The sequence below is a fragment of the Streptomyces odonnellii genome, assembly GCF_000981895.1.
GTDB lineage: Bacteria > Actinomycetota > Actinomycetes > Streptomycetales > Streptomycetaceae > Streptomyces > Streptomyces odonnellii.
Window position 1 is genome coordinate 1 of sequence record NZ_LATD01000301.1, and the last position, 10567, is coordinate 10567.

At 70.6% G+C, this 10567-nt stretch carries 9 protein-coding genes; 3 read left to right on the forward strand and 6 right to left on the reverse strand.

The genetic code is table 11. The features are described from left to right. Positions 1-95 precede the first annotated feature (95 nt). Both WH07_RS25925 and WH07_RS25930 read right to left on the reverse strand, forming a co-directional pair. The gene (locus tag WH07_RS25925; protein ID WP_046504794.1) at positions 96-1328 is read right to left on the reverse strand and encodes a serine hydrolase domain-containing protein; all 1233 of its coding nucleotides are present in this window, start codon (positions 1326-1328) and stop codon (positions 96-98) included. Between the two features lie 108 nt (positions 1329-1436). Beyond that, entirely contained in the window at positions 1437-2348 is a 912-nt protein-coding gene (locus WH07_RS25930) for an SDR family NAD(P)-dependent oxidoreductase (protein WP_046504797.1), read from the reverse strand. A gap of 158 nt (positions 2349-2506) precedes the next feature. On the opposite strand from WH07_RS25930, the gene WH07_RS25935 reads away from it, so the two are divergent. After that, complete coding sequence (locus tag WH07_RS25935) at positions 2507-3049, forward strand: MarR family winged helix-turn-helix transcriptional regulator (RefSeq protein WP_063775830.1); 543 nt, start codon at positions 2507-2509, stop codon at positions 3047-3049. A gap of 50 nt (positions 3050-3099) precedes the next feature. Further along, a complete protein-coding gene (locus WH07_RS25940) occupies positions 3100-3447 on the forward strand; it encodes a hypothetical protein (protein ID WP_157877434.1) in 348 nt (115 codons plus the stop codon). Positions 3448-3596: 149 nt separating this feature from the next. On the opposite strand, the gene hemC is transcribed toward WH07_RS25940, so the two are convergent. The 4 genes from hemC to WH07_RS25960 form a co-directional block, all read right to left on the reverse strand. Then, complete coding sequence (gene hemC, locus WH07_RS25945) at positions 3597-4532, reverse strand: hydroxymethylbilane synthase (protein WP_046504803.1); 936 nt, start codon at positions 4530-4532, stop codon at positions 3597-3599. Positions 4533-4720: 188 nt separating this feature from the next. Beyond that, positions 4721-5617, reverse strand: a complete 897-nt coding sequence (locus tag WH07_RS25950) for a phosphatidylinositol-specific phospholipase C (protein WP_046504805.1) — start codon at positions 5615-5617, stop codon at positions 4721-4723. Positions 5618-5850: 233 nt separating this feature from the next. Further along, on the reverse strand, positions 5851-7134 hold the full coding sequence (locus tag WH07_RS40500) for a hypothetical protein (protein WP_198533890.1): 1284 nt from the start codon (positions 7132-7134) through the stop codon (positions 5851-5853). Between the two features lie 284 nt (positions 7135-7418). Then, entirely contained in the window at positions 7419-9224 is a 1806-nt protein-coding gene (locus tag WH07_RS25960) for a bifunctional metallophosphatase/5'-nucleotidase (protein ID WP_046504811.1), read from the reverse strand. A 212-nt stretch (positions 9225-9436) separates the two neighbouring features. Between WH07_RS25960 and mshD the strand changes: the two genes are divergently transcribed. Beyond that, complete coding sequence (mshD, locus tag WH07_RS25965) at positions 9437-10357, forward strand: mycothiol synthase (RefSeq protein WP_046504814.1); 921 nt, start codon at positions 9437-9439, stop codon at positions 10355-10357. Positions 10358-10567 lie beyond the last annotated feature (210 nt).

Sequence of the window (10567 nt, forward strand, 5' to 3'; positions counted from 1 at the left end):
GCCCATGGCCGACCCGGCAGTCACCAGCACGACCCTAATGCCCGTAACGGGCCCCGGCAACGCCGTTCCCCACCCTCAACCCGCCCAACCCGCCCTCAACCCGCCGTCGCGCACCGCCAGAAGTCGCGCATCAGGTCCGGCGGTGTCGGGCCCGCCATCTCGACCTGGCTGAGCATGACCGTAACCGTGCCGGTGGACGGTACGACATGGGCCGTCGTGCCCGTACCGCCGACCCAGCCGTACCGTCCCCGTACGTTCCACGGTTCGATCGGCTCGATGTCGACCGAGCCGCCGTAGCCCCAGCCCTGCCCCTCAAGGAACAGCGCGCCCGCTTCACGCTGGGCGCGGCTGAGGTGGTCCGTGGTCATCAGCCGTACCGACTCCTCCGACAGCAGCCGACGCCGACCAGCCGTACCGCCACCAGTACCGAGACCGCCACCGGCACCGGCACTCCCCAGCAGCATCCGGCCGAACGCCACCCAGTCGTCCACCGTCGACACCAGCCCGCCCGCGCCCGAGGGAAACGCCGGAAGCCGGGACCACTGCCCGTCGGGCTCGTCGACCAGTTCGAGACCGCCGCCTCCCGCACCACCTCCGGCACCGCTTCCCTCGCCGCCTGCCGGATCGGCCCGGTAGTAGCTCACGAACCGGTCGAGCTTCTCAGCCGGTACGGCGAATCCCGTGTCCGTCATCCCGAGCGGCTCGAAGATCCGTTCCGCCAGGAACTCGGGCAGCGGGCGGCCCGCGACCCTGGCGATCAGGACGCCCTGAATGTCCGACGCGGTGTTGTACAGCCAGCCCTCCCCCGGCTGGTGCAGCAGCGGGATACGGCCCAGCGTCGCCATCCACTCGTCCGGCGGCGCGACGAGCTGCGGCTGCGGCGGCCCCTGCCTGAGGTCGCTGAACAGCGGGGCGAGCGCCGGAAGCGAGAAGTCGGCGGGGAAACCGTACCCGGCGCGGAAACTGAGCAGATCGTCCACCGTGATCGGCCGCACGGCCGGGACCACGTCGTCCACCGGGCTGCTGGGCGTACGGACGACCTTCGGCGTCGCCAGCTCCGGCAGCCAGGTTGCGACCGGGTCGTCCAGTGCGATACGGCCGTCCTCGACCAGCATCATCAGCGCCGCGGCGACGATCGGCTTGGTGATCGAGGCGATACGGAAGATCGAGTCCCTGGCCACCGGGGAGGTGCCCTCGGCATCGGCGAAGCCCGCCGCCCGCACGTCGACCTGATCGCCACGGGCGACCAGGGCCACCGCTCCCGGCACCGGCCCGTCCGTGACGTACCTCCCCAGGACCTTGTCCAGCCCAGCGCGCAGCTCGCTCATCGCTCCACCTTCCGTCTTCGTCCATGCTTCTCAGGTACGAAAACAGAGACCCCCGCCTCCGCCTGAAATCATCGGTCGCCGAGGAGCATTCTCAGTCACCGAGCAGCATCACCGGGCTTCGAGCAGCGCGGCGGTTCTCTCCCACAGCTCGCGCTGGACACCCGCGTCACGACCGGGTTCCGGGCATTCCAGCGGGTCGCCGTTCCGTACGGAGAAGTAGCCACCGGTCACGTCGGCGTACGCGGGGTCGGTGGCAAGCCGTACGACGATGCCGGCTCCGCGCCGGGGGTCGCCTACCCCGAGCCGGTTCAGAATCTTCTCCAACGGTCCGGAGAAGGGCAGTTCACGCCCGAGGCCGCTGGTGTTGAAGCCGGGGTCGCAGCAGTTGGCCGTGACGCCGGTACCGGCCAGCCGGCGGGCGAGTTCCTGGCTGAACATGACGTCCATCAGCTTCGTCCGCCCGTACAGCCGCGACGACTCACGACGGGTGTAGCCGTCCGTGAGCGTGAGGTCGCGTGCCGGAACGACGCCGCCCGAGCGCCGGGACGCCTCGGAGGCGACGGTGACGATCCTGGCGGGCGCCGAGGCCACGACGGTGTCGCGCAGGGTGTCGGTGAGGACCCAGGGCGCGAGGTAGTTCACCGCGGTCATCTCGGCGAGCCCCTCGCCGGTGATCCGTTGTGAGAAGGCGTGCAGGCCGGCGTTGTTGATCAGTACGTCGATCCGCAGACAGCGGGCCGCGATCTCCTGCCCTGCCCTGCGGACCTCCCCCAGCAGCGACAGATCGGCGAGGAAGACATCAACCGGCGTACCGGGGGCGGTTTCCTCGATCTCGTGGCGCAGTACGTCGGCCTTGGCCCGGCTGCGGGCGACGATCCCCAGCCGGGCACCGCGGCGGGCCAGTTCGAGGGCGGCCAGTCTGCCGATGCCGTTCGTGGCGCCGGTGATGACGATGACGGGTCGGTCGGCTCGGCCGGGTCCTCCGTCAGGCCGGTCGGGTCGGTCGGGTCGGTCGTGCATCGGGGGCTCCGCTCCATTGGCCGGTGAGGAGTGAGGTCGGCGAATCAGCGAATCAGCGACATCGTGAGGTACCTCATCTTTTCTCGACAACGTACCATCACACTGAGGTACCTCACAAAATCCCTGACGCAGACTCTCCGGCATGGAGGAGCGATCCCTTGAGCAGTGGTTCCGGGCCGGAACAGATCGGCCTGCGGTATCTCTCCCTGGCGAACCAGGTGCGCAGAATCGTCGATGAGCACATGAGCGGCGCCGGTCCGTCGCTGGCCCGCACCAAGGTCCTGATGGTGCTCGGGGGTCATGGCGCACTGCGGCAGGCGGCGCTCGCCGCGGAACTGGGCTACGCGCCCCGGTCCGTCACCCAGGCCGTGGACGGGCTGGAGCGGGACGGACTGGTCGAGCGGACCTCCGACCCGAACGACCGCCGCTGCAAGGTCGTCGTCCTCACACCGGAGGGCAGGGCCGCGCTGGCCGCCGGAACGGCCGCCGGTGAGGACATACTGCGGCAGGTGTTCGGGGCCCTCGGGCCCGGTCAGCGGGCCGATCTGGACGCGTTGCTCGACGCCGTCGAGGCGGCCGCCACAGCCGCCGCCACCGCGACCACAACCGCCTCCGCTGCCTCCGCCGCGACGACAGCCGCCTCCTCCGTCTCCCGCGACGTACCCCATGGCGGACGGCCGCACCGGGTTCCCAGGGCCTAGGACGTTTGTGATGCGCGCCGGCACCAATCCGGCGTACGACGGCTGCGGTCATGTATCAGCACATGCGGCAGGACGCTCTCTGTCTCGTGGAGTTCGGACTCGTCCACGGTTTGCAGCCCGCTCACAAAGAGATCATGTTCCGGGCGTACTGCCGGGGGTTCAACTCCCGCATACCGTCGGACGCGTTGTACAACGTCGGTTACCTGGCCGAGGCTTTGGGCCGGGATACTCGCGACGGCGAGAACGGTTACCGCCAGTGCTTCAGCGGCCGGGGGCATGTCGAGTCGCTGCTGTCACGGAACAACCAGGTCGGGGACCGCGGCGACGGCGACTGTTTCTGCCGGCACGAGTGGGTCCCGGAGAATTTCAAGGCCCGCGCAGGTCAGCACCGAGGCTGACAACCGTCCCGAGCGCTGTCCGGCGGATCTGCGTCGACCCGCCGGACATCAGGCCTACGGACAGCAGGCCCGCCGGCATAGGCCTACGGACAGCAAGCCCGCCGGACAGGACCTGGCGCCCCTCCCGGCAAGGTCTGCCCGGACAGGACCTAGTGCGCGATGCCGTCGATCAGTTCGCGTGCTCCCTGGCGGAGCAGCGTGACCGCCACCGACGTGCCCAGGGTCGCCGGGTCGAGCGGGCCCGCCCATTCGTGTGCGTTCAGTACGGTCTTGCCGTCGGGGGTGAAGACACAGGCCCGCAGCGAGAGGTCGCCGTTGCGATGCGCCTTGGCGTAACCGGCGATGGGCGAGTTGCAGTGGCCCTGGAGGACATGCAGGAACATGCGCTCCGCCGTCGTCTCGCGGTAAGTGTCGGGGTCCCCGAGCCCGCTGATCGCGTCTATCAGGACCGTGTCGTCCTCGCGGCACTGGAGCGCGAGGACGCCCGCGCCGATCGGCGGGCACATCGTCTCGGGCGACAGGGCCTCGGAGATCACATCCGTACGGCCGATGCGTTCGAGTCCCGAGACGGCCAGGAGCAGGGCGTCGGCCTCGCCCGCGGCGAGCTTCTCCAGGCGGCGGTTGGCGTTGCCGCGGAACGGTACGCACTCCAGGTGCGGGTGCGAGGCGGCGAGCTGGGCGATACGCCGTACCGAAGAGGTGCCGATCCGGGTGCCGGCCGGGAGTTCGTCGAGAGTGAGACCGCCGGGGTGGACAAGGGCGTCGCGGATGTCGTCCCGCTTGAGGAACGCGGCGAAGGTCGTCCCGGCGGGCAGCGGGCGGTCCGCGGGGATGTCCTTGACGCAGTGCACCGCGAGGTCCGCCTCGCCCGCGAGCAGGGCGGCGTCGACCTCCTTGGTGAAGGCTCCCTTGCCCTCGACCTGGCTCAGGTCGCCCATCCACTTGTCGCCGGTGGTCTTGACCGGGACGACCTCGGTGGCGGTGCCGGGGTGGAGCGCGGCCAGCTCGGCGCGGACGCGCTCCACCTGGGCGAGGGCCATGGGCGAGTCACGGGAGACGATACGGATCAGCTCAGGGACGGACATGGGGCCACGATAGACCGTCGCACTTGAGCCGCGGTGGGCAACCCGGATACCCAACTCTCACGTACCACAAACAGGTTGAGGGAATCCCCTGCCTGAGCCGCCCGACCCCGCCCGGGGCCGCCTCAGACCGACGAGGCGGCCCTCCTGCGTCATATCACCCGTTGTGCCGCATTACCCGCCGTGCCGTATCACCCGTTGTGCCGTATCAGCGACTCCACCAGACCCGCCCGCGTCGCCGGGAAGTCCAGCGGTACGATCCCGAGCCCGCGCCAGCCGCTCGCCTCCGCTCCGTCCAGGAAGGTGTGCACCTGGGGGTTGAGCCGGTCGGAGTTCCAGCGGGGCGGCAACAGCGCCGCCGTGCTGACGTAGTTGATGAACAGCTTGCCCGGCTGCTGCACGGCCTTGCGGAAGTGCGCCTCGATCTTCGGGTACTTGGCGAACGGCTCGGCCTGGTAGTCGTCCTGGATGTCGAACAGCGCGCCGTCCCCGTATCGCACCCCCGGCAGCCCGCCGCTGTCCGCGAGCAGCACGACCCGGCCGCGCGCCTCGCCGAGCGTGGGCAGATTGCCGTCCAGCCGGAAGAGGGAGCGCCAGCCCTTGCCGTCGAGGTACGTGTCGAAGATCCGCCGGAATTCGGCGTCGCTCTCCGTCGAGTACTCCTGCTTGAGCCGCATCAGGACGGTCTCGGAGGGGTGCGCGCGGAGGAAGTCGCGGCAGGCGCCGAGGACATCGTCGAAGTTCAGGTTCTGGTAGAAGGCGGCGTGGTGGATGCTGAAGGCGTTGTCGAAAGCCCGGCAGCGTACGTCCAGGAAGCGGATGCCGCTGTTCAACTGGTCGGCGATGCGGGTGTTCTGGCAGGCCACCCAGAGCCCGCCGACCTGGGCGCCGGAGTTGTGCGTACCGGGAATCGTCAGCCGCTGTACGGGCGTACCGTCGGCGAAGCCGCTCATCCAGTCCTGCGGGGCGAACGCCCGGCGCGAGTCGGCGATGGCGGGCGCGGCGCCGATGAGTGCGGTGGCGGAAACGGCGAGCGCGCCGGCCAGAAAGCCCCGGCGCGTACCTGTGTGTGTGCTCACGCGGCTCATACGAAGGTGCCTCCGTCTGCTGTGTGGGGGATCAGCCCTCGGATTATGTCCGGTACACGTCACACGCGGAACAGGACCGGATGAACGGCCGCGGAATGAACGGAGGGCGGCGCGGAGAGCGGCACGGAGGTCGGTGGCCCGGAGCCCGGCGTCCCTGGGCGGCGAGGTGGTGCTGGAGGTCGATGTGCCGGAACTGGTGGACCGTTCCCACCTGGCGCAGTACGCCGCGTCGCTCATGGGCGTCGGTGAGGAAGGCGGTCAGATCCCGGGGGGTCCCGGCGGGCCGCCAGGTGGTGGCGCGTGAGGGTGCAGTGCCACCAGGCGTTGTGGCCGAGCGCCGCCGCGAGACCGACGGTGAGTCCGTAGGCGAGGCCGCGGACGAGGATGTGGGGCGGGCTCATCGAGATCGCCTTGCCGCCCGTGGTCCCCCGGCCCAGACCGTAGTGAAGCCCGCCCTGTGCGACGTACTCGACGCCGTAACAGAGGAGGAACGCGGCGCAGACCGCGAGGCCGACGACGGTCCACAGCCTGCGGAAGATCCTCCGGTCCTGTTCCAGGAGGGCGGCCGGTCCGACGGAGGTGGCGAGATCGGCCGGTTTGCCGGCGAGGCCGTGGGCGATTCCGACGGCGAGCCCGAACGCGCAGGAGAACGACAGCATCGTTGTGAAGGTGTAGGAGGGGGTGCCGGTGAGGAGCGACTGGATCCTGAGGACGGCCCAGTGGGTGAGGCCGATGGTGGAGCCGCTCGCGAGACCCACCGAGAAGCCCCGCCAGTCCCAGGCCCATCGGGTGCGGACGGTCGGGATGGCGTCCGGACGGCGTGCGGACAGGCTGCTCGCGCGAGCGCCGACGGCTCCGCCGGCCAGCGCGTAGACCGTGCCGTTGGCGAGGGCGCCGACGGCCGCGGCGGCGGGGCCGTAGTTGAGGCGGAAGGAGAACCAGAGGACGGCCCCGGCGGTGAATCCAAGGGCGCACATGCGCCAGTCCCAGGCCCTGCGGCGCGGGGCCCCAGGCTCCGCGCGGACCACCAGGCGGCGGGTCGGCACGCGTTCGAGGAACACCTCGGTGATCTCCGCGCCCGTCCCGGCCAGTCCGGCGGGCCCGGTGGCCCAGCCGGAGGGCGGAGCCGACCGGCCGGACGGCCGCTCCCCGGCCATCTCCCGCAGGAGCGGCCACGACTCGCCGAATCCCGGATCGGCCGCCCGCCAGGAGACCGGGAGCGGATACGGATCGTTCAGCCGCCGCACCCGTGCCTCGGACTCCCACTGCCCGCGTACGGCCACCGCCAGCCGGTCGGCGATCCGGGGCATGTCGTAACCGTCGGCCACGTCCCGCCGATCGGCCCGGAAGGCCGCCCAGGACAGATACAGCCCGCCCACGGACGGAAGCAGAGCCGCCACGGTCTCGGCCACCGGCAGTTCGAACCGGAAGGCGACACCCCCGGCCCCGGCCATCCCGCCGGCCGCCGGCACGAGATGGAGCACACCGACTCGGCGCGTCCGCCGCCCAGTTCCCATGGGCGGATTTTCCAGCGCCGGGGACGGGCGGCCGGCTGGAACGGCGCCCCGGCCCCACGTACGAGTGACAACCGGCGGCACGGCTCCGTACGGCACCGCGCGACTGCGCCGTACGAGCCCCACGGACCCCGTGAAGACGCATCAAAAAAGGGCGTGTCCGCGAAGTCCCGCCCTGCCCGAAGGCGGACGGCGTTACTTCGCGGACACTCCCTGCCTACACATGCACCGGAACTACCGGAACTACCGGAACCACCGGCATCACCGGAACTAGCGGCACCACCGAACTAGCGGATGATCGTGATCCGGTTGGCCGCCGGCGGCGCCAGCGGCGACTGGGCCGACGAGTTGGCCGCGAGGTACGCGTTCAGCAGGTCCAGGTCCGAGGGACCGACCAGCTTGTTCTTGCCCTGGCCCAGCGCGGCGAAGCCGTCACCGCCGCCGCCGAGGAACTCGTTCATCGCGACGCGGTAGGTCTTCGCCGGGTCGATCGGCGCGCCGTTCAGCTTGACCGTGTCCGTGAGGACGCGGTCCGCGCCGGTCTTCGTCATGTCCAGGGTGTACGTGAAGCCGTTCGAGACCTGGAGGATCTTCGGGGAGGCCGCGTTCGCGCCGCTCACCTGCTGCTGGAGCGCGGTGATGATCTGAGCACCCGTCAGGTCGAAGACGTTCATCATGTTGGTGAACGGCTGGACGGTGAACGCCTCGCCGTACGTCACCACACCGTCGCCCTCGGCGCCGGACGCCGCGTAGACCAGGTCCGCCCGGATGCCGCCCGGGTTCATGAAGGCGAGCTGCGCGCCGCCCTTGTCCGCCGGGGCCGTGCCCGCGAGCTGCGCGTCCGCGATCACATCGCCGAGCGGGGACTCGGGGCTCGTCGCGCCACGGCCGTTGATGTCCGCGGAGATGTAGCCCTGCGGGGTGTTGGAGATCGGCGCGGCCAGCTTGTTCCAGCGCGCGATCAGGTCCGTCATGTCCTGCGCCTTGGGCTGGTCACGGCTGACGACGTGGTTCGCCGACTCGACGCTCGTCCGCACGATGTCATTCGTACGGCGGTCGTAGGTGAGCGTGGTGTCCGTGTACAGCTTGCCGAACGACGCCGCCGAGGTGACCATGCGCGGGTTGCCCGCCGGGTCCGGGATGGTGCAGACGTACGCGTTGTGGGTGTGACCCGTCACCAGCGCGTCGACCTGCGGGCTGATGCCCTTGGCGATGTCGACGATCGGACCGGAGACGCCGCCGCCGGGGGCGGGGCTGTCACAGTCGTAGTTGTACGCGGACGAGGCCGGCAGGCCGCCCTCGTGGATCAGCGCGACGATCGAGTTGACGCCCTGGCTCTCCAGCTCCTTGGCGTACTTGTTGATCGTCTCGACCTCGTCGTGGAACTTGAGGCCCTTGACGCCCTCGGCGGTCACGATGTTCGGCGTGCCCTCCAGGGTCACCCCGATGAAGCCGATCTTGATGCCGTGGGTCTTCCAGACGGTGTACGGCTTGAGGACCGGCTTGCCGGTCTTCTCGTACGTCACATTGGCGGCGAGGTACGGGAAGTCGGCGCCCTTGAACTTCTTCCCCTTCTCGTAGCAGCCGTCGGTCGGGTGACAGCCGCCCTTCTGGAGACGGCCCAGCTCCTCCGCGCCCTCGTCGAACTCGTGGTTGCCCACGGCCGTCACATCGAGCTCCATCTTGTTGAGCGCTTCGATGGTCGGCTCGTCGTGGAAGAGGCCGGACAGCAGCGGGCTGGCGCCCACCATGTCACCGCCGGCCGCGGTGACGGAGAACTTGTGGCCCTCGCGGGCCTTGCGCAGCGAGGTCGCCAGGTATTCGGCACCGCCGGCCGGGATCGCCTTGGTCGTACCGTCGGCCTGCTTCTCGTTGACGTTCCCGGAAGAGCCGGCGGGCGGCTCCAGGTTTCCGTGGAAGTCGTTGAAGGAGAGAAGCTGAACCTCCACCAGGTCGTCCTTGTGGTGGCCCTTGTTCCCTTCCTGACTTGCGACGGCGGGCATCGCGGCGACCAGCGCGCCCACGGTCGCCAGCCCTGCTGCGGCGGCAAGCACTCGCCGCGCCGCGCGCTTCTTGTGCGGTGTCGCTGACATCGGTCCCCTTGTGGATCGAACGTATGCCTGAAGTGCTTTGAGGGTATTGAGAATCGTGAAAAGTCGGGAGTTGAAGACTGCGTCCGGCAGCCTAGGGTCAACGCGCGTAGCGCGACAGGGGGTGCCGGGTTACGACCTGGTTGCCGTTGGGGGTGCGGGGACTGTCGGGGCGTGGGCGGATCCGGAGAGCGGGGGCGCCGTACCCTCGGGTTATGACTGACGCAGCAGCCCGCGAGTCCGGCCGGCAGATTCTGACTCTTGACGCGCTCACCCCGGGGCAGGCCGAGGAGGTGCTCGCGCTGCTCGCCGAGGCCGGTGTCTCCGACGGGGTGCAGGCCATCTCCGAGCAGGGCCGGCTCCAGTTGCGCGGCGGACACCGCGAGGGCGTACGGCACTTCCTGCTGAGCGTGGACGAGGTGCTCGTCGGATACGGGCAGCTGGAGGACACCGACCCGGTCGAGGCGCCGGCCGCCGAGCTGGTCGTACGGCCCGGATACCGCGGGCAGGGCCATGGCCGGGCGCTGGGCGCCGCGTTGCTGGGGGCGTCGGGGAAGCGGCTACGGGTCTGGGCACACGGCGGCAAGTCGGCGGCGCGGCATCTCGCGCAGGTGCTGGGGCTGACGCTCTTCCGCGAACTGCGGCAGTTGCGCCGCCCGTTGGACCCGTCGGCGGTCCCCGAGGCGGTGCTTCCCGCGGGGATCACGATCCGTACGTTCGTACCGGGGCAGGACGACGCGGCCTGGCTCGCGCTCAACGCGGCGGCGTTCGCGCACCACCCCGAACAGGGCGCGCTGACACAGCGGGACCTGGACGACCGGATGGCGCAGCCGTGGTTCGACCCGAAGGGCTTCTTCCTCGCGGAGCGCGACGGGGAGCTGGTCGGCTTCCACTGGACCAAGGTGCACGCCGAGGAGCGGATCGGTGAGGTGTACGTCGTCGGGATCCGGCCGGACGCGCAGGGCGGCGGGCTCGGGAAGGCGCTGACCGCGATCGGGCTGCGGCATCTCGCGGCGGAAGGGCTGCCGACGGCGATGCTGTACGTGGACGCGGACAACGCGGCGGCGGTGACGGTGTACGAGCGGCTGGGCTTCGCCACGCACGAGGTGGACCTGATGTACCGCACCGAGTCCTGACGCGGGCCCCGCGCGGGGGGCGGCCGACGGTCCGGCCCGTCGGGGCGCCAACGTTGCCCGGCACCGTGCCCGGCGCGGGCGGCGGTGCGCCCCCGCCCGGAGCCCCGTCCCGCGCGACGCGACCGCCGGACCCGGACCAGGCCGACCGCACCGGCCGCCGGACCCTGGACCCCGGGCCGGCCGGCCCGGACCGTGGCCCCGCCGGACCCT